Annotated in this window: 18 protein-coding genes; 9 read left to right on the top strand and 9 right to left on the bottom strand. The window is 57.3% G+C overall.

The annotated features are described in order from the left end of the window. Window positions 1–439: hypothetical protein (locus ACFFT4_RS22165; RefSeq protein ID WP_378051011.1), on the top strand; the 439-nt coding region annotated here is incomplete at its 5' end. An 11-nt stretch (window positions 440–450) separates the two neighbouring features. Here the strand turns inward: ACFFT4_RS22165 and ACFFT4_RS22160 are convergent. Genes ACFFT4_RS22160 through ACFFT4_RS22135 form a run of 6 tightly spaced genes read right to left on the bottom strand, consistent with a single transcriptional unit; the run spans window position 451 to window position 6,664 of the window. Continuing rightward, a complete protein-coding gene (locus tag ACFFT4_RS22160) occupies window positions 451–1,287 on the bottom strand; it encodes a carbohydrate ABC transporter permease (RefSeq protein ID WP_378051010.1) in 837 nt (278 codons plus the stop codon). Then, entirely contained in the window at window positions 1,284–2,213 is a 930-nt protein-coding gene (locus ACFFT4_RS22155) for a carbohydrate ABC transporter permease (protein WP_378051009.1), read from the bottom strand. Before ACFFT4_RS22155 ends, ACFFT4_RS22160 begins: the two co-directional genes overlap by 4 nt. Before the next feature lie 19 nt (window positions 2,214–2,232). Then, a complete protein-coding gene (locus tag ACFFT4_RS22150; RefSeq protein ID WP_378051008.1) occupies window positions 2,233–3,558 on the bottom strand; it encodes an ABC transporter substrate-binding protein in 1,326 nt (441 codons plus the stop codon). Window positions 3,559–3,605: 47 nt separating this feature from the next. Next, complete coding sequence (locus ACFFT4_RS22145) at window positions 3,606–4,634, bottom strand: NAD(P)-dependent oxidoreductase (protein WP_378051007.1); 1,029 nt, start codon at window positions 4,632–4,634, stop codon at window positions 3,606–3,608. Window positions 4,635–4,675: 41 nt separating this feature from the next. Then, the gene (locus ACFFT4_RS22140) at window positions 4,676–5,521 is read right to left on the bottom strand and encodes a DUF6807 domain-containing protein (protein ID WP_378051005.1); all 846 of its coding nucleotides are present in this window, start codon (window positions 5,519–5,521) and stop codon (window positions 4,676–4,678) included. A gap of 24 nt (window positions 5,522–5,545) precedes the next feature. After that, entirely contained in the window at window positions 5,546–6,664 is a 1,119-nt protein-coding gene (locus ACFFT4_RS22135; protein WP_378051004.1) for a Gfo/Idh/MocA family protein, read from the bottom strand. A gap of 180 nt (window positions 6,665–6,844) precedes the next feature. Here ACFFT4_RS22135 and ACFFT4_RS22130 point away from each other — a divergent pair, with 180 nt between their 5' ends. The 8 genes from ACFFT4_RS22130 to ACFFT4_RS22095 all read left to right on the top strand — a co-directional run bounded on the left by ACFFT4_RS22130 (window position 6,845) and on the right by ACFFT4_RS22095 (window position 16,754). Beyond that, complete coding sequence (locus ACFFT4_RS22130) at window positions 6,845–8,047, top strand: AraC family transcriptional regulator (RefSeq protein ID WP_378051003.1); 1,203 nt, start codon at window positions 6,845–6,847, stop codon at window positions 8,045–8,047. Between the two features lie 88 nt (window positions 8,048–8,135). Next, the gene (locus ACFFT4_RS22125; protein WP_378051002.1) at window positions 8,136–8,810 is read left to right on the top strand and encodes a response regulator transcription factor; all 675 of its coding nucleotides are present in this window, start codon (window positions 8,136–8,138) and stop codon (window positions 8,808–8,810) included. Continuing rightward, the gene (locus tag ACFFT4_RS22120) at window positions 8,807–10,633 is read left to right on the top strand and encodes a sensor histidine kinase (protein ID WP_378051001.1); all 1,827 of its coding nucleotides are present in this window, start codon (window positions 8,807–8,809) and stop codon (window positions 10,631–10,633) included. Before ACFFT4_RS22125 ends, ACFFT4_RS22120 begins: the two co-directional genes overlap by 4 nt. A gap of 105 nt (window positions 10,634–10,738) precedes the next feature. Beyond that, the gene (locus ACFFT4_RS22115; protein ID WP_378051000.1) at window positions 10,739–11,407 is read left to right on the top strand and encodes a GDSL-type esterase/lipase family protein; all 669 of its coding nucleotides are present in this window, start codon (window positions 10,739–10,741) and stop codon (window positions 11,405–11,407) included. A 33-nt stretch (window positions 11,408–11,440) separates the two neighbouring features. Next, window positions 11,441–12,847 carry an MBOAT family O-acyltransferase gene (locus ACFFT4_RS22110; protein WP_378050999.1) on the top strand — a complete coding sequence of 469 codons (1,407 nt, stop codon included), beginning with the start codon at window positions 11,441–11,443 and terminating at the stop codon, window positions 12,845–12,847. Window positions 12,848–12,863: 16 nt separating this feature from the next. Continuing rightward, window positions 12,864–14,009 carry a DHHW family protein gene (locus tag ACFFT4_RS22105; protein WP_378050998.1) on the top strand — a complete coding sequence of 382 codons (1,146 nt, stop codon included), beginning with the start codon at window positions 12,864–12,866 and terminating at the stop codon, window positions 14,007–14,009. Further along, window positions 14,009–14,485 carry a DUF4358 domain-containing protein gene (locus tag ACFFT4_RS22100; protein WP_378050997.1) on the top strand — a complete coding sequence of 159 codons (477 nt, stop codon included), beginning with the start codon at window positions 14,009–14,011 and terminating at the stop codon, window positions 14,483–14,485. The genes ACFFT4_RS22105 and ACFFT4_RS22100 overlap by 1 nt, the downstream gene beginning before the upstream one ends. A gap of 175 nt (window positions 14,486–14,660) precedes the next feature. Beyond that, a complete protein-coding gene (locus tag ACFFT4_RS22095; protein ID WP_378050995.1) occupies window positions 14,661–16,754 on the top strand; it encodes a methyl-accepting chemotaxis protein in 2,094 nt (697 codons plus the stop codon). Between the two features lie 148 nt (window positions 16,755–16,902). On the opposite strand, the gene ACFFT4_RS22090 is transcribed toward ACFFT4_RS22095, so the two are convergent. The 3 genes from ACFFT4_RS22090 to ACFFT4_RS22080 all read right to left on the bottom strand — a co-directional run bounded on the left by ACFFT4_RS22090 (window position 16,903) and on the right by ACFFT4_RS22080 (window position 23,291). Then, window positions 16,903–19,278 (bottom strand): glycoside hydrolase family 3 N-terminal domain-containing protein, encoded by a 2,376-nt coding sequence (locus ACFFT4_RS22090; protein ID WP_378050993.1) that lies wholly within the window; start codon window positions 19,276–19,278, stop codon window positions 16,903–16,905. Window positions 19,279–19,294: 16 nt separating this feature from the next. Beyond that, complete coding sequence (locus ACFFT4_RS22085) at window positions 19,295–20,821, bottom strand: ABC transporter substrate-binding protein (protein WP_378050992.1); 1,527 nt, start codon at window positions 20,819–20,821, stop codon at window positions 19,295–19,297. A gap of 166 nt (window positions 20,822–20,987) precedes the next feature. Continuing rightward, the gene (locus tag ACFFT4_RS22080) at window positions 20,988–23,291 is read right to left on the bottom strand and encodes a helix-turn-helix domain-containing protein (RefSeq protein ID WP_378051015.1); all 2,304 of its coding nucleotides are present in this window, start codon (window positions 23,289–23,291) and stop codon (window positions 20,988–20,990) included. Between the last annotated feature and the right edge of the window lie 5 nt (window positions 23,292–23,296).

Raw genomic sequence — 23,296 nt, 5'->3', positions numbered from 1 at the left:
CAGCAAGCACGTCAAAAAACGCCTCCTGTCCCACATGAACTCGCAAAATTACCGAGTGGGAGAGAAGGCGTTGTGTTTAGCCACAGTTAATCGACGGCTTCTGGCAGACCGCTACGCAAGCCAGTTCGGGCGGCCAACTGCCTTTAGCGGTCTCGCAGACCGCTACGCGAGCCGATTCGAGCGGCCGGCTGCTTTTAACGGTCTGGCAGACCGCTACGCAAGCCAGTTCGGGCGGCCGGCTGCCTTTAGTGGCCTCGCAGACCGTTACGCGAGCAATTCGAGCGGCCAACTGCCTTTAGCGGTCTGGCAGGCCGTTAATGGGCGGCTTAAAGCCAAACTTCCCGCAAGGAGGAGAATCGGTCCATCTCTGGACCGATGCCATCTCTATGCGGGAAGTCGATTCGTCCATCCTATCCTGCTCTGCTGCACGGAGCGCTAAATTTTCCGCGATTATCCCTTGACGCCCATGCTCGCAATGCCGCCGATCATGTTGCGCTGCGCGAAGTAGTAGATGACCAGCAGCGGAATAACGATGACGGTGGAAGCCGCCATTAATAGATTCCACTCGGAGCCGCGGCTGGAGAGAAAATTGGCCAAGCCGACGGCGATCGTAAACTTCTCCGCCGAATTCAAATAAATGAGCGGGCCCATAAAATCGTTGTACACGTTGGTGAACGTAAACACCACGATAATCGTCATCGACGGGCGCAGGATGGGAACCAGCACCTTCCACAAAATTTGCAATTCGTTCGCGCCGTCGATTTTGGCCGCCTCGTCCAAATCCTTCGGGATCGTCATGACATACTGCCTCATTAGAAATACGAAGAACGGACCGGCGAAATAGGCGGGCACGATCAACGGCAAATACGTGTCGATCCAATCGAGCTCGCTGTACAGCAGGAAAGTCGGAATCATCGTGACCTGCTCCGGAATGAGCATAGTCGCCAGCATCACCATGAACAGAACCTCCCTCCCGCGAAAGCGGAATCGCGAGAAGCCGTAGGCGACAAGCGTACAAGACACCACCTGGCCGACGATAACGAAGATCGCAATGGTCAGCGTATTCGTAATGTAGGTTCCGAACGGTGCGAAGGAAAAGGCGTCGATGTAGTTGCTCCATTTCGGCTGATCCGGAATCCATTGCGGCGGAATCTGGAAGGTGGTCGCCTTCGTCTTCAAGGAGGTAGAGATCATCCAGAAGAAGGGGATCAGGCATACGAACGCCAGCACGATCAGGAGAACGTACGTCATCGCCTTGGTCAGCGGGTTGTAATTCCTTGCGTTCATTTCTCCACCTTCTTCCTCTGCGCAGGCTGGTCCGCTTCGTAATAGACCCATCGGTTCTGCGTCGTATACACGATTAGTGCCAAGACGAGCGACAGCAGCCCGCCGATCCAGGCCATCGCCGAAGCATAGCCCATATCGAACTGCTTAAAAGCGTTCTGGTACAAATAAAGCATATAAAACAGTCCCGCATTGTCCGGTCCGCCCGCGCCTCTGCCGTTAATGACATAAGCCTGCGTAAATACCTGAAAAGAATCGATAATGCCCATCAGCAGCAGGAAAAACAACGTCGGCGTCAGCAGCGGCAGCGTAATTCTCCAGAAGCGGCGGAACGTCCCGGCTCCGTCGATCTTGGCCGCTTCGTAGAGATGCTCGGGAATGTTCTGCAGGCCGCCCAGAAACAGAATCGCGCTGCCTCCCACTCCCCACAGGCTCATCAGGACGTAGCTGGGAAGAATCCATTTCGGATCTTTAAGCCACTGCGGGCCTTCGATGCCGATCCAGCCCAGAAAGTTGTTGAGCAGCCCGTACTCCGAGTTCAGAATCCATAACCAGATCATGGACACGGCAACGCCCGTCAGCACGGACGGCAAATAGAAAAGCGTGCGAAAGAAGTTGATCCCTTTTAACTTAAGATTAAGCATCAGCGACAGCAATAGCCCCAGGATCAAGCTAAGCGGAATGGACATCGCGCTGTAGGTCAAGGTAACTTGCATCGATTTGTAAAACAATTTGTCCTGAAACAATCGGGTGAAGTTATCGAGTCCAACCCAGCTCGGCGGCTGATAAATATCCCAATGCATAAAGCTCAGAGCCAATGAGGCGATAATTGGGAATGCGGCGAAAGCCAGAAAGCCGACGATCCAGGGTGAAATGAAGACATATCCCAATCTCTGTTCTCGCCGGGCACTTTTCGAAAGATTCGCCATCGCTAGTCCGGCCTCCTAATTATTTGCGACCCTTGGTTTCGTCCAATATCTTCTGAATTTCATCGGCCGCCTTCGACAAAACTTCCTGCGGGTCCTTGAGCGGAGTGCCTTTAAGCGGAAGCAAGGTATCGGTTGAAATTCCCATTACGGAATTCTCGATCGCCTGCCAGCTGTTGCTCCTGACATAGGTCGGCGTCTTCGTCGGCCGCTTTCCTTGGTCGTAAAATACTTTAAGCACGTCGTCCTCGATCAGCTTCTGATCTACCCAGATGCTGGGAATCGGCGGCCCCCATGTCATCTCTTCTACGACTTCCTGCGCGATTTCCGTGCTGGACATAAACTTCATGAATTGCCAGGTTTCCAGTTGGTGTTTCGATTTGGCGTTCATAAACCAGCTGACCACGTCCGCCCAACCGTAATTTTCGCTTCCGGGAATTTGCGGGTACGACACGGCCCCGAATTCGAACGGCAAATCCTTAAGCGAGTTATACCCCCACATGGAGCCTATGGAGATGGCGACTTTACCGGAGCCGAAGGGGCCGTTATCCCCGGTCATCGTCTCGGCAATGGACGTGGGCAGGCTGCTGCCGTCATTGACAAGCTGCTGGCCGAGCTCGAACCACTTCACCGTCTGCGGCGAATCCAATATTCCCTTCACCGTCCAGCCGTCGTCGCTGATCATATCGCCGCCCAGACTCCACAGCAAGGGCGAATCGCCCCATCCGTCGCTGACGATATCCGTGCCGTACGTTTGGCTGTCCGCGTCGGTAAGCTGTTTCGCGATATTGCGGAACTCTTCGAAGGTCCAGTCGTCCGTCGGGTAAGGAATTTGGGCTTTATCGAACAGATCCTTGTTGTACAGGAAGACATAACTGGAATAGTCGCGCGGCAAGCCGTAGTGTTTGCCGTCCGCGCCCTTCAGCCTCAGATCGACGATTGGCTGGAAGTATTGGGACATGTCCCAATCGTCCGCTTCGATGAATTCGTCGATCGGAGCGATATAGCCGCGATCGAATTCATCGGTTGCGTACCAGCCCACCCAAATATCGGGACCCTTGCCGGCCGCGAACGCCGTATTCAGCTTTTCGAAATAACCGTCCTCCGGAATATTCGTCATTTTAACCTTGATCGTCGGATGGCTTTCCTCGAATTTCTTCACCAGTTTGTTATAGAGCGGCTGCCAGTTCGCCAAATCCGGCTGCCAGAATACGATTTCGGTTTGAGTGCCCGAATCGTTGGACGAACCGCTTGAATTCCCCTCGCTTTTCCCCTTCGTGCAGCCGGACAAGATTCCAAAAACCAACGTTAAAGCGACCAGCATTACAAGCCCCGTTCTCTTCTTCATGGCATGCATCCCCCTTATTTTACGAGATTAGATGATCGAAATCGCTTTCAATTGGAAACCGGGAGAAACTGTTCGGCCAGCTTCTCGGCCCAGCTATAGTTGGCCTCGATCGTCCGGCCGGCATTATGCGGCGTATGCACCACGTTGTGCCTTCCCAGCAGCGGATCGTCCAGCTCCAGCGGCTCCACATCGAATACGTCCGCCGCAAGGCTGATTTCATCGTTAAGCACCCTCCGACGAATGGCGTCCATATCGCAGATCCCCGCCCGGGTGACCAGCACGACCAGACAGCCTTTGGGCAGCGCGTTGATATGCTCCGCCGTTATGAGTCCTTCCGTCTTCTCGGTAAGCGGTACCATAGGAACGAAAATTTCCGCGTCCTTCATCAGTTGCTCGAGATAATGCTCTCTTCTGGTGCCGGCCCGATGGAAAGAAGGCTCGGTCGCATATGGGTCCCAGGCCGCCACGTCCGCTCCGAGCATGTTCACAAAGCTCGCGTATCGGGAGGCGATATTGCCGGCGCCGACAATGCGAATCCGTTTGCCCGCAACCGTCCCGTTCGTAAAATTCGCATCGTCCCCGAACTGCTCGCCCCTCGAATGGGGACGACCTACGCCGCCCTCCGGGTCGTAATCCCACGGCGCGAGGCTGCCGATCATCTCCCGATACGTCTGGGGAATTCTGCGCAAGCCGCACAGCGTTAACGCAAGGCCGAACTCGGAGACGGATTGCCCCCAGAAGCCTTCGCTAAGCTGGGTGTAGGCTTTCACTCCGGCTTCCTTCAATAATTGCGCCAATTCCTCGGGCATTCTCACCTGATAGGGCCCGGCAATAATAGCGGCCTCGCGCAGCTGGGCGAAGGATTGCAAGCATTCCGCCGTGACGGGTACGACCAGCGATACGAGCCGGGTAACCTCATCCGGCTTCGTCACGATTTCCCCCAGCGTTCTCTCGTCGCCGGGAGACAGTCTGATGAACTCTACCGGTCCTTGCGCTTGCCACAAAGCATGAAGATGGTCCGCGACCCATGGCCAAGTCGCTTCAAAATTCGGATGTACGACGATTACGCTGTTCATGTCGGATTCCCCCATTGGTGATTACTCTTGTTCATCGATGTTTACTCTTGCTCACTGCCGAAAGCTTGCCAGCTCTTATCTAACGCTTGCGGATCGGCGGCTCCGCAAAATACGACGATTCGATAACGATACGTCTCGGAATTGCCGCGCTTAAGCTCCCGCGGCCCTGCAATGCACGGGCTGGGCGCGATTCCCATCTGACCGTCAACGCGCCACGGTACGGGAAACTCGAGGTTGCCGGGGTGATCCAGGAAAGCAATGCCCGCCGGTCCGTCCCTGCCCTCGATCGGCATGCTGCAGGCCACCCAACGGGCGCGCTGCCCTTCGGCCTCGCCATTCTTCAGCCCTTCGCTGTTCAGCGCCTGCCCGCCCCATTCTTGCCGATAAGGCATGCGAAGGAACAATCCGCCATACTGATGTTGGCCAAAGACCAGATCGACCTCCGCCCGCAGCGTCCATTCAAGATCCAGCTCGCAGGTATCGCCGAGATCGTTCAGTCTCCAGCGCTGCAGCTCCGTCAGCATGGAGCCGCCTTGCGGATCCTGCCAATCCGTCTCGACCTCCCAGCTCGCCGTGCTGCCGTTCGCCGTCGCTTCCTTCAGAGCTTTCGGATGAAAGCTGCCGTCCGCCGGATTTCCTCGAAGTCCCTCCTCCCAGAAACCGACGCCGTTCACGTCGTTCAGTCCGACGTAAATGCCATGCTGCCACGGATGATGCGGCGGCGCGTTCTCGGTGAGCACCCCTTGCCCGTCCGGAGCGACTACCGGATGAATGTACGGGCGGCTGTGCGGCTGGGCCTGCTGGACAAGGAACGGCTCCTCCTGACCGGCGCGGTAAATCCGAATGCTGTTCTCCGAGCTTACGACTTGCAGTTCTGATTTGCTCATGCTTGTCACCTCCTTACTCGCGAATTATTGTTTGCTGTCCTGCCGAAAATCGGGAACCCTGATCTGCTTGCCTTCGTTCATCGCCGATTCATGCGCGCAGATGCCGGCGGAAGTCCAGTTGGCGGATGTATAGACATCCGGGAAGGGAGCCCTCCGCTCTATGATACTCATAACGAATTCATGAGCAAGATGCGGATGGGAACCGCCGTGTCCGCTTCCCTGAGCGAAGGAGAGATGCACATTTTCGGCGGCGTCGTAGACGCCTTCCGTCGTATACTTGCGGATGCCTTCCGGCAGCAAGCCCGCGTAATCGGGAACCTCGACCCGCTCGGCCTGCTCGCCGCGGAAGACGACGGGACGCTCGCCTTCCGTCTGCTGCCATTCGAAGCTCATCAGATCGCCGTATACGTCGAAGCTTTCCACATATTCCCGCGCCGTTTCGAACAAGGACCGGGAAACCTCCATCGCCAGGTTGGAGTCCCTCAGGCGGAAGGTGGCCGATTCTACCGCGAACGGAGAGCCGTACTTGGAGGCGAGCTGATCGGCAATCCGGCCCGAGCCCAGACACGATACGTATTCCGCTTCCTTGCCGGCGAGCGCAAGCAGCGGACTGACGGCATGCGTGGCGTAATGCATCGGCGGAAGCCCTTCCCAGTACCCCGGCCAGCCCTTCATTTCCTGATGGTGCGCGCCCCGCAGGAATTGAATTTTCCCCAGTTGACCGGAATCCCGCAGTTCCTTCACGAACAGGTACTCCCGGGTGTACACGCAGGTTTCCATCATCATATAGATTTTGCCGGACTCCCGCTGCGCTTCGACGATCCGCCAGCAATCCTCGATCGTAGTCGCCATTGGCACGGTGCAGGCGACGTGCTTGCCCGCCTTTAAGGCGGCGATGCTCTGTTCGGCATGGTTGGGAATCGGGGAATTAATATGGACGGCGTCCAGCTTGTCGTCCTTCAGCATCTCCTCGAAGCTGGTATATCTGGCCTGAATGCCGAAATGATCGCCGATTTGTTGTAATTTCTCCTCCGTCCTCTGACAGATGGCGTACATCTCGGTATGAGGATGATTTTGATAGATGGGGATAAATTCCGCTCCGAAGCCTAATCCGACGATGCCTACTCTTATTTTGGAACCCACGGTTGCTGCCTCCTCTTGTGATCGATAGGGTGAGAATAATTTGATTATATTTTCAGACCCGGCGATAGTCGATGCGAACTCTCGTCATTTAAATGAGAATTTTCACCGCGCCTTCCCACTCGAAAACAGGCATAAACCGTACTATAATGAGTGTAAAACGAAAAGCTGAGGGAGGGTACTATGGGATTATTTCCAGCGGAGTCGAGCAAGAGAAGAGCGAGGTCCAGCCTGCAGCGGAAGCAAGTCGCGCTGCTCATAGAAACCTCGAACGAGTACGCGCGGGGACTGCTTAACGGCATACGCGCCTTTACGCGCGAACGCCGCCTGTGGTCTATCTATCTTAACGAATACAGCAGGGACAATACGGATTTTACCTGGCTGAACGGCTGGCGGGGGGACGGAATTATCGCCCGGATCGAGAACGAACAGACCGCCAGGTATATTCTGGATGCCGGATTTCCGGCGGTCGATCTCAGCGCCTTCCGGATCATTCCGAGCTTGCCTTATGTGGAGACCGACGATCGGGCCATTGCGAGGCTGGCGGCCGAGCATTTCCTGGAGCGCGGATTTAAGAATTTCGGATTTTACGGGGATTCCCGGTTTCCGTGGTCCAAACAGCGGGGCGCCTATTTCGAGGATTACCTTGGCGCTCTTCCATATGACTGCCACACGTTCATCTCGCAGCAATCGCACGACCGGGCCTCGCGCGTGGCGGAACGCCATAAATTGATTCAGTGGCTGCACAGCCTGCCCAAGCCGATCGGCATTATGGCCTGCTACGACAGCCGCGGTCAGCAGCTGCTGGAGGCTTGCCGCTTTGCCGAAATCGCCGTGCCGGACGAAATCGCGGTCATCGGCGTCGATAACGACGAGGTGCTGTGCGAGCTCTCGGACCCCCCGCTCACCAGCATTCAGTCCAATGCCGTAAGAACGGGTTATCTCGCGGCGGAATTATTGGAGCGGATGATGGCCGGCGAGGACATCGGTGCGGAAGCCCATCTGATCGAGCCGCTTAGCATTCAAGTGCGGATGTCCACGGATGTCCTGGCCGTAGACGACAAGCTGGTGTCGGAGGCCGTGCGCTTTATTCGCGAGCACGCCCATGAAGACATCCAGGTTCAGGACATTTTGTCCGAATTATCCGTATCGCGCCGCATTTTGGACAGCCGGTTCAAAAAAGCGCTAGGCCGAACCCCGCACGAGGAGATTATTGCCGTTAAAGTGAAAGACATCAAAAAGCTGCTCGTGGAAACCAAGCTTCCGCTCTCGTCCATCGCCGAAATTACCGGCTTTAATCATACGGAATATATGAGCGTCGTCTTTACGAGAACGACCGGAATCAGACCCGGTCAGTACCGGGAGGAGAACCGGTTGTCTACTTGATCAGCTTGAGCGCTCGGGCGGCCAAAAACCTTTCCCCGCTTCTTTATGCTAGAATTGTACTAAACTCATGCTGCGCGGGGAATGCCAAATGTCAAAAACGATTCTGATTGTCGAAGATCAGCAGGTGCTGCGGGAAATCATGAAGGAATATTTGACGGACGAAGGCTATCGGGTGCTGGAAGCCGGCGACGGCCGTCAGGCTTTGAGCTTGTTCCGGGAGCATGAAGTCGGCCTGGTCATTCTGGACATTATGCTGCCGGAGCTGGACGGCTGGTCGGTCTGCCGCCGGATGCGCAAAACCTCCGACGTGCCGATTCTTATGCTTACCTCCCGTTCCGACGAGGACGATACTTTGCTCGGATTCGAACTGGGGGCGGACGATTACGTCGTTAAACCTTGCAGTCCTCCTATTCTGTTGGCGCGGGCGAAGCGGCTGCTGGAAGGCCGGCGGCCCCCTCGCTCGCGGGACACGCTGACCGGAGGCGCCATTGCGCTGCATCTGCCCTCGCGGAGCGTCACGGTGAACGACTCCGCTTGCAGCTTGACGCATACGGAGTTCGAGATTCTGGCCTGCCTGATGAACAACAAAGAGCAGGTTTTTACGCGGGAGCAGCTGATTATGAAAATTTGGGGCTACGACTACGCCGGCGACGAGCGCACGCTCAGCAGCCACATCCGCAACCTGCGAGCCAAGCTTGGAGCGCATGCGAATTACATCGTCACGGTCGTTCGTTCCGGCTATAAATTCGAGGAGAAGCCATGAGAAAAAGCATTGTCGCCAAGCTGTTCCTGATGACCGTCGGATTATGCTCGCTTGTCGTGGCCGTCCTCTATATCGGGCAAGTGCTGTTTTTCGAGCGGTTTTATGTCCAGCAGAAAGTCAGAAGCGTGCAGACCGCTCTGGAGACGTTCACTTCGGAGAGCCGGGAGGATGCCGCAGACGCTCGGAGCGCCTATCAGATCGAGCGGCAGTTTTATGACGACTACCATACCTGGATCGCTCGTCTGGACGCCTCCGGATATTTGAGCGATACGGACAATTTCGAAGCGGTGGTCCGGCTGGAGGACGTAACCGACGCCCCCGCTCTATCCGGCGCTTCGCTCACCGTTCCCTTGTACACGATCATGAATATAGAGGAGCTCGCGGAGGACAACCCGCTGCGGCCCGACTTCTTCGTTCGGCCCGGAGAATCCATCGCCATTGAAGGCCTTCTGATCGACGATCGGCTCGTTCCCCAGCGGGTCGGGCGAAGCCCCTCCAGCTTGCGGGACGAGAATCATCTGGAGAACAGTCCTCTTGTCCGTACGGAATACGAGATGGTCTCCCGATTCGACAACGCGGTTGAATATCGCGAGCATTATCCCAGTCTTCTCGTGAACGGCACCGTGACGCAAATCCGCATCCCCGAAGGAACGGAACAATCCCGTTATACCCATCATCTGTTTCTGGAGCGGATCAAATCTTTTCAAGCCAACCTGCTCTACGGTCAATTCGACGCCAAGGCTCATACCGTAATCGATTACGAGGAAAACAATATTCCCTACAAAATCTTCATCAAACGTCTGACGGACCGGTCCGAAGACGTCTCCTATCTGTTCGCGATGACTTCGCTGCAGCCCGTGAACGAAGCCGCGGGGGTCATGCGGCATTATTACGGCTATATCGCGCTGGGCGCGCTGCTGCTGGCGGCATGGATTTCCTTCTATTACGCGCGGCGGATTGCCCGCCCGCTGCTTCGCGTGAACGACGCCGCGCAGCGCATGGCCGAACTGGACTTCTCCGCCCGGATTCCGGCGGCGTCGGAAGACGAGATCGGCCAGCTCTCCCGCAGTATCAACGGGCTTGCGCACATGCTGCACGACCATATTCAACGGCTGGAGCGGGATATCGAACGGGAGCAGCGACTGGAGCGGACGAGGAAGGAATTCATCTCCGGCATTTCCCATGAATTGAAAACCCCGCTCAGCCTGATGGAAAGCTGTCTTTACATTATCGAGGACAAGCCGGACAGCCCGAAACGGGCGTATTACTTCGCCGCCATGAAAGACGAGGTTCAGAAAATGAGCCTGCTGATCGGCGATATGCTGGAGCTGGCGAAATACGAATCCGGCACCTATCGGATGGAGGTCTCCCCTTTCCGCATCGACGCTCTGCTGGAGCGCGTCTGTGCCAAGCACGCGGAGGAGCTTGCCGGCAAGCGGCTGCAGCTGCGCACGCGTTTCGTTCCCGTCGAGACGATCGGCAATCCGCGCCGCATCGAGCAGGTGGCCGTCAACCTGCTGACCAACGCCATCCGCTATACGCCGGAAGGCCAGGCTATTTGCGTCGAGACGGCCGAAGAAGCGGGGGCGGTCCGAATCGCGATCGAAAATCGCGGCGCCCATATCCCGGACGAGCAGTTGGACAAAATATGGGATCGCTTCTATCGGATCGAACCCTCGCGCCATCGCTCGACGGGAGGAACCGGACTGGGACTTGCGATCTGCAAACAAATTCTGGAGCTGCACGGGGCGAGTTACGGGGCGGTCAATACGGCCAACGGCGTGCAATTCTACTTTACGCTCACTCCAAAACAAGAAGCGTAGGACAGCTGTCCGCGCTTTTTTTATTGGATCTGCATCTCGTCTGCATACGATCTGCATTTTCGTCGCGTATGATTCGGTTTGAACCTACGGAGGGAGAATCTAGCGATGAAAAGTAAAAGATGGCTTGCAACGGGAATTGGACTCGCAGTGCTGCTCGGAATGCTGACGGGATGCGGAAACGAGAGACCGGCGGCTTCCCTGCCGGAAAAGACAGGAACGGACTCGATGCCGTCTTCCTCCTATATGGAGCAGTATGGGACAAGTCTCTTCCTTGGCGATTCGATTACGGAAGGGCTGATCTACCACGATGTCTTGAAGGAAGAGAACGTGCTGGCAGGCGCGGGAAAAACGGCCGAATTCGCCCTGATGACCGAAGACGTGCGGGAGCTGATCGACCGCAAGCCCGAACGTGTGTATATCCAACTGGGCTCCGACGATATTCTGTGGCCGACGGATCAACCGATCGCCTACTCGCTTGCCCATTACGGCGAATTGATCGACAAGATCCGCGACGGCCTTCCGAAAGCCCGGATTACGCTGTTATCGGTCGCCCCGGTGACGGACGAAGCGGAGAAGCAAGAGCCGTGCTATCGCACGATTGCGGCATACAATGCCGGACTGGAGGCGCTCGCCGACGAGAAACGGGTCGATTATCTCGACTTGACCCCTCTGGTTGCCGCGCATGAGGAGCTGTACGATACGGACGGCATTCATTTTCAGGCGGCGTTCTACCCGCTCCTGCTCGACTACTTGAGCCAAGCGCGGACGGACTAATCCTGCCTGGCGCTTAACCGGAGGGGATCGGCATTGGTATTCAGCAGTCTTGTTTTTCTTTTTCAATTTCTGCCCGCCGCGCTGGCCGTTTATTTTCTCTCGCCCAAGAAGCTGCGGAACGGCGTCCTGCTCGCCGCCAGCCTTGTCTTCTACGCTTGGGGCGAGCCGGTGTACATTTTGCTGATGATCTTCTCTACCGTGTTCGACTACGGCAACGGGCTTCTGATTGAGAGATTCCGGCACAGGAAAGCCGTTGCCCGAGCGGTCTTCATCGGCTCGCTCATCGGGAATTTGGCCGTTCTTTGCTTCTTCAAATACGCCGGTTTCGTTGCGGACAATCTGAACGCGCTGTTCGGGCTTGAACTGCGCGCGGCCGATCTTCCCCTGCCGATCGGGCTGTCCTTCTACACGTTCCAGACGATGTCCTATGCGGCGGATGTGTATTTCGGCAAGGTGAAGGCGCAAAGAAACCTCGTCGCCTTCGGCGCTTATGTGGCGATGTTCCCGCAGCTCGTAGCCGGCCCGATCGTCAAATACGGCGACATCGCCCGCCGGCTGGCCGCCCGCAATATGACGCCGGAGCGGTTCGGCAAAGGCGCGGAGCTGTTCATTCGGGGCTTGGGCAAAAAGGCGCTGCTCGCCAACCCTCTCGGCCTGCTGTGGACAAACGTCCAGGCGGCTCCCGCCGAAGAGACGACCGTACTGACCGCCTGGCTCGGCATCCTCGCGTTCACGCTCCAGATTTACTTCGATTTCAGCGGTTATTCGGACATGGCGCGCGGGCTGGCCAAGCTGCTCGGCTTCGACTTTAAAATCAATTTCAACTATCCGTACACCTCCCGCAGCGTAACGGAGTTCTGGCGCCGCTGGCATATTTCGTTGGGAAGCTGGTTCCGGGAGTACGTATATATTCCGCTTGGCGGCAACCGGGGAGGCCTCGCCAGGCAGCTGCGGAACGTGCTGATCGTATGGTTCCTGACCGGCTTGTGGCACGGGGCCAGCTGGAATTTTGTCGTCTGGGGGTTGTATTTCGGCCTGCTCGTAACGATCGAGAAGCTGTTTCTTCTGCAAGGGCTGCAGCGCCTGCCGCGTCCTCTCTCCCATCTCTACCTGCTGCTGGCGGTCGTTCTCGGCTGGGTATGGTTCGAGTTCGCCTCCATGCCCGCCGCCTGGCGGTTTGTCGGCCAGCTGTTCGGCTTCTCCGCGAGCGGGTGGGCGGACGGCCAGGCGCTGTACCATTTGTCGACGTACGGAATCGTGCTTGCAGCGGCAGCGCTCTGCGCTACGCCGTTTCCGCGGAAATGGCTTATCCGCCTGTCGCGCAAATGGCGCCCGGGAGGCGCGATTGCCGTCCCGCTCTTTTACTTGAGCCTGCTCGTGCTATCGACGGCTTATCTGGTCTCCGAGACGTACAATCCGTTCTTATATTTTCGTTTTTGAAGGGAGGGGAGCGCCGATGCGGCGCACTCTGGAACCGAGAATCCTTAACGGCCTGCTTCTGCTCCTGTATATGGGCGCAATCGCCGCCGCAAACCTTCTGACGCCCGACAAGCCCATCTCGGAGTCGGAGAACCGGGTTCTCGAGCAGCGGCCCCGTCTCTCGGGGCACGCCCTGCTGACAGGGCGGTTTATGTCCGATTACGAGCGCTACGCAACGGATCAATTCGCTTTCCGGGACGCCTGGGCGGGGCTGAAGACGGATGCGGAACGCGCACTGGGGAAAAAGGAAAGCAACGGCGTCTTCCTGGGCAAGGACGGTTATCTGCTGGAGCGGTATACGTCGCCGTCGGAGGCGGAGCTGTCGGCCAGAATCCGGGCTCTTCGGATGTGGGATCAGGCCGCCCCTCGCCTTAACAAGGTGGTCATGCTGGCGCCGACGGCCGCCTCGCTGATGGCGGATAAGCTGCCGGCGTTCGCTCCCGTCGACGACGAGCGGGCCGATCTGGAACGGATAAGGCGGCAGCTCCCGCGGGACATGCGGTTTGTCGACGTGTATGCCGCGCTGGACGCCAAGCGGGAGCAGTCCCTCTACTATAAAACCGATCATCACTGGACGACCCAAGGCGCTTATTACGCTTATCGGGCGCTTTGCGAGCAGTTGGAGCTCGTGCCGCTGGACGAGGCCGCTTACGATATCCGCCAGGCGACCGACGAATTTTACGGCTCGCTCTATTCCAAGAGCGGGTTTCGCCGCCTGCGGCCCGACAGGATCGACCTGTATTGGCCGAAGAAAAGCGGCAAGCTCCAAGTAACCTACGTTGACGAGGGCAGAATGACCGATTCGCTGTACGAGCCGGACCGGCTCGACGACAAGGACAAGTATGCGGTTTTCCTGAACGGCAATCATGCCTGGGTGCGGATTGCCGGGGACGGCCCCGCGGGGAAAAATCTGCTTGTGGTTAAAGATTCGTACGCCAACAGCCTGCTCCCCTTCTTGACGTCCCACTATGGCGAGATCGACGTCGTCGATCTTCGGTATTTCGATCAGTCCCTCCTGGAGCTTACCGAGAACCGAAACTTCCAGGACATGCTGATTCTGTACAATATCCGGACCTTTTTCGAAGATCCATCCATTCTGAACTTGGCGGAGGAATCGACATAATGCAGCGAATGCAACGAATCGTCGGATTGGCGCTTGTTCTGGTTATTGGAATTTTGGGCGGGTGCTCCGCTCGCTCCGGGGATCATGAAGATAGGACCGCCTCGGAGGTGGCCGCCCGCGTGGCGCAGGCGGTAAGTCTGAGCGGCATGCAGGCGAGAGATGCGGAGAAGCTGCGCAAGCTGTATGGCATTAAGGCGGACGATATTGCCGACTTCGCGCTATACACGGCCGAATCCAACGTTAAGGCGGACGAGCTGGCGATCGTCAAAGTCAAGGAGCCCGGCGAGGCGGATAACGTGATGAATCAAATCCGGCACAGAATCGAGGCGCAGACGGTCAAGTTCCGGGATTACCGTCCCGAGGAATTTTATTTGATCGACAAGCATGTCCTGAAATCGGCGGGAACGTTCGTTTTCTTCGCGGTTTCCAAGGAGGCGGACCGGATGGAGCAAGCGTTCGACGCGGCATTGAAGTAGAACACGCGTACAGGGATCCGATCCGCCGCCGTCTGGTTCCCTCCCCCCTTCCCTCTCCCAATGCCGCGTTCCAACATTTTTCAGAAATTAACCGCTGCTTGACAGGCAGTTGTTACTTTCGATCTATAATTTTCTAGGAGGAATGTTACAGGATTGAAACAGGAGGCCTAGACGCATGAAGAGAGCAAAAGCCCGGTTTTCCCTGAAAAGACTGCAAACGAAAATGATGGTGTTGGCTCTGCCGGTCCTGCTGCTCATTACCCTGTCCCTGTCGTGGATCAGCTACTCGTTCGCGCGTTCAATGCTTGTCGCTGAAATCGAAGGAAACCAGGATAGCCGCTTGATGGAAACGATGCAGGAAATTCGCAGCAAGCTCATTGCCCATATCCGCATTCCGCAGACGCTGGCCCGCATCGCCGAAGCGAACGGTGCAAACCTGACGGAGGCCGAGTATCGCGATATTTTGCTGAATCTGCCGAGTTTGAACGACGATACGCTCGGAGTCGGCGTCTGGTACGAGCCGTCCCGCTATCGGCCGGATCTGACCTATTTCGGCCCCTATGCTTACAAGGACGACGGCGGAATGGCCTATACGGAAGAATATATGAACGAGGAATACGATTATCCGAATTGGGATTGGTATAAAATCGGCGTCGACACGACGGAACCCGTCGTTTTTACAGACCCGTATTACGATGAGACGACCGACATTACAATGATTACCGCCACGGTTCCCTTCTATGACGAGGACGAGAATCTGACGGGCGTGACGACGGGCGATATTAACTTGAACAGCATGCAGGATTTGATCCGCGGCATTCGCGTAGGGAACAGCGGATGGGCCTTCCTGGTCGACAAGCAGGGACGGCTTATCGCGGGGCGCGAGCAGGACGCCCTGATGCAGTCCTCCATTGCCGACGATGCCAATCCTTCGTTGTCCGCGCTGGGACGGGAAATGATCGACCGGATGTCCGGCCAGGAGCTTGACGCGATATATCGCGGAACGTTCCGGGAGGACAAGGAAGCCGTTGTCGTCTCCTATGCGAAAGTGCCGGAGACGGGCTGGACGCTGGCTCTGGCGGCCCCCGAGCGAGAGATGTACGCGCCGCTGAACCGCTTGATGACCGGAATGCTGGCCGCAATCGTCGTCGCCATGCTGATCATGGCCGCTGCAGTCGCCTGGTTCAGCCGTTACCTGACGAAACAAATCGAACAAATGAACCTGCTGTCCGCCCGTCTGTCGGAAGGCGACTTTACTATGCAGCTGGATATTCGTACAGAGGACGAGTTGGGACAGATGGGACATCGCTTTAATCGGATGGCGGCGTCGCTCAAAGAGGCGATGCATCATATCGCGCGAAGCTCCGACGAAGTGGCCGTCCATGCCGAGCAATTAAGCGCGGGCGCGTCGGAGACGGTGAAGGCCACCTCCGAGATCTCCGGCTCGATTGTGAGCATTGCCGAAGGGACGGAAAAAGGCGCCGAAATTATATTCCAACTCAAGCGGTTATCCGATGAAATGGCGAATGGCATGAGAGGAATCTCCCAGAACGTAGAGCAGGTCCACACGTCGGCGGAAATCGCGCAGCAAGCGGCGGTCAAGGGGAACGACGAAGCCTTCGAGCTGATCCGGCACATGAAGAATATTCGCTCCTCGATTGACGTCTCGGCCGATAAGATGGCAGGACTGGAAAACAAATCGCGGCAAATCGAGGAGGTCGTTGCCGTGATTGCCTCCATCGCCTCCCAAACCAGCCTGCTGTCGCTGAATGCGGCGATCGAGGCGGCGCGGGCCGGCGAATCCGGACGAGGCTTCGCCGTAGTCGCGGGCGAGGTGCGCAAGCTGGCCGAGCAAGTCGTCATGGCCGCCGCCCGGATTGAAGCCGCCCTGGCGGAAATTCAATCCACCGTTGCCGAGACGACGGCCTCCATGCAGGAAAGCGTGAACGCGGTGAGCACGGGGCTGACCACCGCCGATTCCGCGGGGCAGTCGTTCACGCATATTACGGAAGCGGTAGAGGCCGTGAGCCGGCAAACGATAGAGGCCTTCTCCGCGGTCAAGCAGATCCACGCCTCGATGGATGGCATGGCCGCTTCGATGGACGAGATGAACGACAAGACCCAGGAGACCGCCGGCCAGTCCGGCAACGTCGCCGCGGCCGCGCAGCAGCAATTCGCCGCCATGGAGCAGGTGTCGGCGTCGGCCGACAGCATTTCGCTTCAGGCCCAGGAGCTCAAGGCGCTTGTCGCCCGATTCTCCTTCCGGTAAAATCCCGCGGCCCGGGTCGATCGGAGCCGAAACGCTTCCGCAAGCGGGAAACCCGGGCTTTCTCTTCCATCGATTCGCCGTACGACAAAAGGGACCGGTTCGCACCGGTCCCTTCTTGCGGTTTTTCTATGGCGGAGCGACACGGAAACTATTGTTCCGTCACCCGAAGCATCAGACTGCAGCTCGGCTCGGAATCGCCGCCGACCATCGCCTGGATCCGGCCGGGCTCCACGACGCGGGCCATTTCGACGTTCCAGACGCCAAGCTCCCTGGCCGTCAGCCGGAAGCTGAGCGTCCGCTTCTCGCCGGGCTCAAGCCAAATCTTCTCGAACCCTTTTAACTCCTTCACGCGCCGGGTCACACTCGCTTCCATATCCTTGATATACAGCTGCGCGACCTCTGCTCCGGCCATGGGCCCCGTGTTCTCCACATCGACCGCGATTTCGAAGCTCTCTCCGGCCGTCAGCTGCCCAAGCGTCCGTTCCGGCGCGGCAGCTCTGAGGTTGGAATACGCAAAGGACGTATAGCTGAGTCCGTATCCGAACGGATACAGAGCCAGCCGCGGACAATCCGCGTATCTCGGCTCGTAGCCCTGGTCCTTGCGATTGTAGTACGCCGGCAGACTCATGGAGGAATACGGAATCGTAACGGCCAGCTTCCCGCTCGGGTTCACGACGCCGAACAAAATTTCGCCGATCGCCCTGCCCCCCTCCGGACCGGGATACCAGCCCGTCAGGATCGCCCGGCAATGCGGGACAACGTCGGCAATGGCATGCGGTCTGCCCTGAATCAGAACGAGCACGACCGGCGTTCCGGTTGCGGCAATGGCGCGAATCAGCTCCGACTGCACGCCGCCCAGCCGCAAATCCGCCAGGTCGACGCCTTCGCCGCAGTCCATGTCGGAGGGCTTGCCATCCTCCACGATTGCCGCGCCGTTAATATCGAACTTCAGCTCGAAGTTGCGCGCGCTGCTGCCGCCCATCGCCAATACGGCCACCTCGGACTGCCGGGCCAGTTCTACCGCTTCGGCGAAGCCGTCGCGCGAATCGCCGCGAACGGAGCAGCCCTTGGCATAAACCACCTTCGCCCCCTCTGCCGCCTCCCGAATGCCTTGCAGCACCGTCGTGCCGGAGTTCGGACGCTGAATGGCGGTATAGTCGCCAAGCTGATGATACAGGGCATCCGCGTTCGGGCCGATCACGGCGATTTGCCGCAATCCGGCGCCAAGAGGGAGCAGCCGGTTATCGTTTTTCAGCAGTACGACGCTTTCTCTGGCCAGCTGCAAATTCAATTGACGCGCCGTCTCGCTGCCTACGATTTCCGCAGCCGTTCCTTCCTCCGCATACGGGTTCTCGAACAGGCCCAGTTGAAACTTCAACTGCAGCACACGCCTGACCGCCCGGTCGATGAAGGACATTTGCACCTTCCCCTGGAGCACGGCCTGCTCCAACGTGCTGAACGCCTTGTCCCACAGGCTGAGATCGACGCCGGCGGTTAATGCCAGCGAGGCCGCGGATTCATAGTCGCCCGTCAACGCCAGCAACCGATCGATCGCCGTGCCGTCGGCCATCACGATTCCGTCAAAGCCCCACTCGTCGCGCAAAATGCCGGTCAGCAGCTTGCCGTTCGCATGGCAAGGAATGCCGTCGATTTCGTTATAGGCCGCCATGCAGCCGAGCGCCCCCGCTTCCACGCCGGCTTCCATGCCCGGCAGATGGATTTCGCGCAGCTCGCGCTCGCCGATCGACGCCGGGTAAGCGTTCAGCCCGCCCTCGCCGGCTCCTTGCCCGCAGAAATGCTTCAGCACGGCAGCGACCTTGTTCGGCGCAAGCCGATCTTGCTCCTGTTTCGCTGCCTGCTCCCGCTGCTCGGCCTGCCCCTCCTGCTCTGACATTTCCCCGTCAGATCGCCGATACCCCTGCAGCCCATGAACGGCCGCTTGCGTAAACTGCGCCGCCAAGTGCGGGTCCTCGCTGAAGCATTCCTCGGAACGCCCCCAACGCGGATCGCGCAGCAGGTCAAGCGTGGACACCAGACCCAGATGAGCGCCTCTCGCCCGGATTTCGGCGGCAACCTGCGCATAGGCCTGCTCGGCCAGCTGCGGATTCCAAGTGGCTCCGATGCCGATATTGGTCGGCGTCAGCGTGCCGTCCAAAGCTTGATGCCCATGGGGACATTCCTCCGACAGCATCGCCGGAATGCCCAGCCGCGTCTGCTCGATGAGATACCGCTGAATCCGATTGGCAACCTTCGCGCTGTCCGCCGCCGTAATCCCGTTCTCATACGTCACCTTGGACCACGGGTCGGCGCGGAACAGACCGTACAGCGCCCCCATCCCGCCGCCCGCGGCGACTTCCTCCATGAACGCTTCAGTCAGCTCAAAGCCGTTCGCCGTTTTGCGATAGGCGTTCCAGCCGTACATCCGCTGATTCAGCTGGCCAACCTTCTCCTTCAGCGTCATTCTGCCCAGCAAATCCTCTACCCGCGCCTCAATGGGAGCCGCTTCGTCCCGATAAAGTTCCATCGCTATACTCCTCCGATTACTGCTTGGCCTGCAAGAAAGTCTGGAACTGCTCGTTATACTTCTCCACCACTTTATCCAGCCCGGCAGCCTTCATTTTCTTCAGTGCGGCAGGGAACGCCGTCTCGTAATCCAGCAAGCCCAACTTGATCGGCAAAATGCTGGTATTAAACTCCGCCAGCGTATTCGTATACTCCACGCTGACCTCGGACGCGTCGAAGTTAAAGCCGAGCGTTACGCTGTTGACGGCGTCCGTGCTCTGGCTCGCCCGATATTTCAGAATCGTCGGATGCGTATTGGCCGCCCAGCGGATCATTTCCACATGCCCGAGCATCCAGGAGGCGACTTGATAAGCGGGAGCGCCGTTGCTGTCCAGCTTCAAATCCTCTTTTAACCCGTCGCCGATATTTTTCCAATATACGCCTTCCGGTCCGTACAGAACCAGATCAAAGTTGTCCTGGCTGCTGAACACCCAATTCAGAAATTGAATCGCCGCTTCCGGATGCGGCGAAGTTGCGCTTACGCCGTTGGAATTGCGAACGCCGTACGATCTGAATTTGATCGACTCGTTCAAGAAATAGCCTTCCAGCTTCGCTCCCGGAACCTTCTCGCCCACCTTGTCCGTCACGCCGTCGCCTTCGCGGAACAGAAACCGTCCCATCTGCTCTTCGTTGTTCACAACCTCGGTCGGCGCCGTCAGCACGTCCGGGTTAACCAGACCTTTCTGGTACGCCTCGCGGAAGAAGGCAACGTCCTGCTTAAACTCCTCGCTCTCGATCCAGGAGGAAACCTGGCCCTGCTGATCGATCCGGATCAAGTTCTGAAATACGGTAAACGGATACGTCTCATACGTAGGGTGCAAGTAATAGGCCGGCTCGGTATTGAGCGTCCGAATGAACACATTTTTGTTCGCGTCCGGCCAGCTGCTCTTCAGCGTCTCCGCCAGCTTTAGCAGATCGTCGGCCGACTTCGGCGCCTGCAGCCCGTTCTGCTCCATTAAATCCTGGCGAACCGTAACCATGCCGTCGGCATAAGCGCTGTCCAGCCAGTAGTTCGGCACAGAGTAAATTTTACCCGATATTTTCACCGTATCCCATACCCAATCCGGCAGGCTCTTCTTTAATTCGGGGCCGTACTCGTCCAAATACTCGTCGATCGGAATGATGCCGCCGTTGCTGGCCAGCACGTTCGGCCCCTTGTTATCGTGCATAATGTGGATCAGCTCGAACTCTTCGCCCGTCGACATCATGAGGTTGGTCTTCTGATCCCATACGTCCCAAGGAATATAGATCGCCTCGTATTTGAGATTCAGCCCGTCCTCCTCCAGCTTCTTGTTAATCGCCGCTTCGCCAGCCGCCTGATCCTGCGGAGCCGTTCCCGGCATCACATATCGGACCAGCTTCTTCTCGGCGTTATTCTCTTTGGCCGCTCCCGCGCTTTCCGTGCTCCCGCCGGCGGCATTGCCGTCCTCCGACGTGCTGCAAGCGGAAGTTACGGCGGATAAAGCGATCAGCAAACCAACCAAAGGCAACCAGACTTTTTTCATTCGTATACGCTCCCTTTTTTATAATGATGGTCCTTCCGATGAAACCGTCCCCATCATAAGCAAGGCAGCAAGCGCGGGTAAACTTCAAAAATTGCGAATCCCTTTAATTCGACTGCAACCGCTGCTAGATTTAATTCGATTTCGTTCACTTTATGAGAATGGCTCCCTAATCCCCGGACTTCGGCTCCTGATTGCGCTGCAGGATGGCATCGCTGCGATACTGCACGGGCGACATGCCGTACTTCTTCCGGAACAGCGTAAAGAAATAAGTCGTGTTATGAATCCCCACCTTCTCGCTGATCGCCTGGACCGAGTCCGTCGATTCCAGCAGCAGCCGCTTTGCCAGCTCCAGCCGAACGTCCTTCAAATAATCGTTCACCGACTGCTGGTACTCCGCTTTGAACAGCTTGCCCAGATAACCCGGCGTCAGACCGACGTAATCGGCCAGAAAATCGACGGAGATGTCCGGCTTCCAATAATATTGATCGATATAATCTTTCAGTGCGCTCATCGTCTCCGCGTTGCGGTTTTTCGACTTGGCTTCCATCTGCTCGCAGATGGAACGGCACAAGGCGGTCAAATCCGCCGAGAACGCCTCGAGCGTCTCGTAGGATACGGCGTGAAACGCCATGCGCGCGAACAGCTCCCGCTGCTCGCCGACGGCCGAGCCCATCAGGTTGTACTGCTTGTTTAATGCCGTCAGCAGCTGCTGCAGCATATAGAGCACATGATGATAATCCGCTCCGCGCAGGGAGGCGACGAACTCGTCAATGGCGCGGACCGCAGCCTGCTCCTGATTCATCCGGACCGCTTCGATCAGCTTCTTCTCCAGATTTTCCGGATATTCCGTCTCCGTTGCTGCGGAGCCGTCCTCCGGCTCGTGCTTGTAAAGGTGTCCCGGTCCGTGGAAAAAACGCTGGTACGTCATTTCTCTCGCCTTCAGATATACGCTTCTGATCCGCTCCGGCCCATGCTGCGTCCGCCCGACCCCGATCGTCAGCGATATTTTGAAGTAGCTCTGGACCGTGCGCTGAATTTCCAGCAGCTTTAGCGTCATTTCGGGCGATTCGCCGGGCTGCTGCAACTGCAGCAAAATGCCGATTTCACGCTCGTCGATAATGACGACCTCGCACTCGCTGCACGCCTCGTCCCCGGCCAGCCATTCCTGGGCGATATTGCATATCCCGAAGCGGATCAGCGATTGCATATGCTCGGAATGCTCCTGCTTAAACTGCTGCAAGCGATCGATCACCAGTACGACGACGTTAAAATAAGGCCCGGCGAGCGGTTCGGAGAAGCGGTTGGTCAGATCGGTCTGGCCGCCGGTCAAATATTTGAACAGGCCGCTTTTGCGGGCGACCGCCACCGCCGGCTCCATCTCGCTCACCTTGCGGGCGATGCTGGAGTACGTCTCGTCGATCATGTAAAATTCGTTGATCCGCTTGCTTGCAGTCGCCGCCGATCGGCCGCCCGCCGCGGCTCCGGCAATTTTCTGATACAGCCGCTGAATCGGGTTGTACATCTGGTTGGTCAGCCAGATCGACAAGAAGATCCCGACTCCGAAAATAATAAAAGCGACCGTTAACGTAAGCACTTTCACATTGTTCAGATTAAAAAAAAGATCCTTAACCGGACTGACGCTGACGAAGTACCATTGAAGCTCGTCCGATTTGACGAAGCTGACCAGGCTTTTCTGCCCGTCGACCGCGGCGCTGAAGCTGCCCGAATCCGCATTCTCCCGCAAAATTCGTTTCACGTAATCTTGATCGCTGAAGTCTTCGAGAAAATACGCTTCGTTGGAATGGCTGAGCACAACGCCCTCCGTATTCATCGCGATCAGATTCCGGGAGCTTTTATTTTGCAGCCCGCCGATCAGCTGCCTCATGTAGTCCGCGTTGACGTTAATGACAATCGCGCCCTTCTTCGGCAAATACGAATTAAAGCCCGGCTTCAGCACAAACGTCAGCAGCCGCTTCTCTCCGCCGAGACCGGGGCCGCTCAGGAAACGGGGAAACAAAATTCCGTACTTCTTGTCCGCGGTTTCGAGCTGCTCCAGCAGCTCCCGCTCCGCTTGCGCCGTAATGCCTTTCGAATTGATATAGCGCTCGGTATAGCCGTTGTACAGGCCGATAAATTCGATAAACGGGTACGTCGCCTCGATGTTTTTCAGCTCGTTCACTGTATAAAACTCCTCGATATAATCGACCTCCTTCGAATAAATGGAGGTCACCATCGTCCGGTTGCTCAGCAGATGGTTGCCGATCTCGTACACCTGCTCTTCGATAATATTGGCGGCATAGCTTGTCTGACCCAGCATCGACTCCGATATTTTCCCGACATCGCGCGAGGAACTGTGGGCAAACAGCGTAAACAGCGCCGCACAGATCAGAGCAACCAAGAAGGAGGCCAGGAAAATAAAGCTTAAGAGCATGCTGCGATACGCCTGATACCGGAGCAGCTTCGATTTCATCTTCA

This window comes from Cohnella cellulosilytica (assembly GCF_042431195.1).
In the GTDB taxonomy this organism is placed as follows: Bacteria; Bacillota; Bacilli; order Paenibacillales; family Paenibacillaceae; genus Cohnella; species Cohnella cellulosilytica.
Note: the sequence above shows the minus strand (reverse complement) of the source record. Positions and strands in the feature narration are given on the sequence as shown.

Bases quoted from the DNA above. Each gene is read 5' to 3' on its own strand.
- ACFFT4_RS22160 (WP_378051010.1), bottom strand. From the start codon at position 1,287: ATGAACGCAAGGAATTACAACCCGCTGACCAAGGCGATGACGTACGTT.
- ACFFT4_RS22155 (WP_378051009.1), bottom strand. From the start codon at position 2,213: ATGGCGAATCTTTCGAAAAGTGCCCGGCGAGAACAGAGATTGGGATAT.
- ACFFT4_RS22150 (WP_378051008.1), bottom strand. From the start codon at position 3,558: ATGAAGAAGAGAACGGGGCTTGTAATGCTGGTCGCTTTAACGTTGGTT.
- ACFFT4_RS22145 (WP_378051007.1), bottom strand. From the start codon at position 4,634: ATGAACAGCGTAATCGTCGTACATCCGAATTTTGAAGCGACTTGGCCA.
- ACFFT4_RS22140 (WP_378051005.1), bottom strand. From the start codon at position 5,521: ATGAGCAAATCAGAACTGCAAGTCGTAAGCTCGGAGAACAGCATTCGG.
- ACFFT4_RS22130 (WP_378051003.1), top strand. From the start codon at position 6,845: ATGGGATTATTTCCAGCGGAGTCGAGCAAGAGAAGAGCGAGGTCCAGC.
- ACFFT4_RS22125 (WP_378051002.1), top strand. From the start codon at position 8,136: ATGTCAAAAACGATTCTGATTGTCGAAGATCAGCAGGTGCTGCGGGAA.
- ACFFT4_RS22120 (WP_378051001.1), top strand. From the start codon at position 8,807: ATGAGAAAAAGCATTGTCGCCAAGCTGTTCCTGATGACCGTCGGATTA.
- ACFFT4_RS22115 (WP_378051000.1), top strand. From the start codon at position 10,739: ATGAAAAGTAAAAGATGGCTTGCAACGGGAATTGGACTCGCAGTGCTG.
- ACFFT4_RS22105 (WP_378050998.1), top strand. From the start codon at position 12,864: ATGCGGCGCACTCTGGAACCGAGAATCCTTAACGGCCTGCTTCTGCTC.
- ACFFT4_RS22100 (WP_378050997.1), top strand. From the start codon at position 14,009: ATGCAGCGAATGCAACGAATCGTCGGATTGGCGCTTGTTCTGGTTATT.
- ACFFT4_RS22095 (WP_378050995.1), top strand. From the start codon at position 14,661: ATGAAGAGAGCAAAAGCCCGGTTTTCCCTGAAAAGACTGCAAACGAAA.
- ACFFT4_RS22090 (WP_378050993.1), bottom strand. From the start codon at position 19,278: ATGGAACTTTATCGGGACGAAGCGGCTCCCATTGAGGCGCGGGTAGAG.
- ACFFT4_RS22085 (WP_378050992.1), bottom strand. From the start codon at position 20,821: ATGAAAAAAGTCTGGTTGCCTTTGGTTGGTTTGCTGATCGCTTTATCC.
- ACFFT4_RS22080 (WP_378051015.1), bottom strand. From the start codon at position 23,291: ATGAAATCGAAGCTGCTCCGGTATCAGGCGTATCGCAGCATGCTCTTA.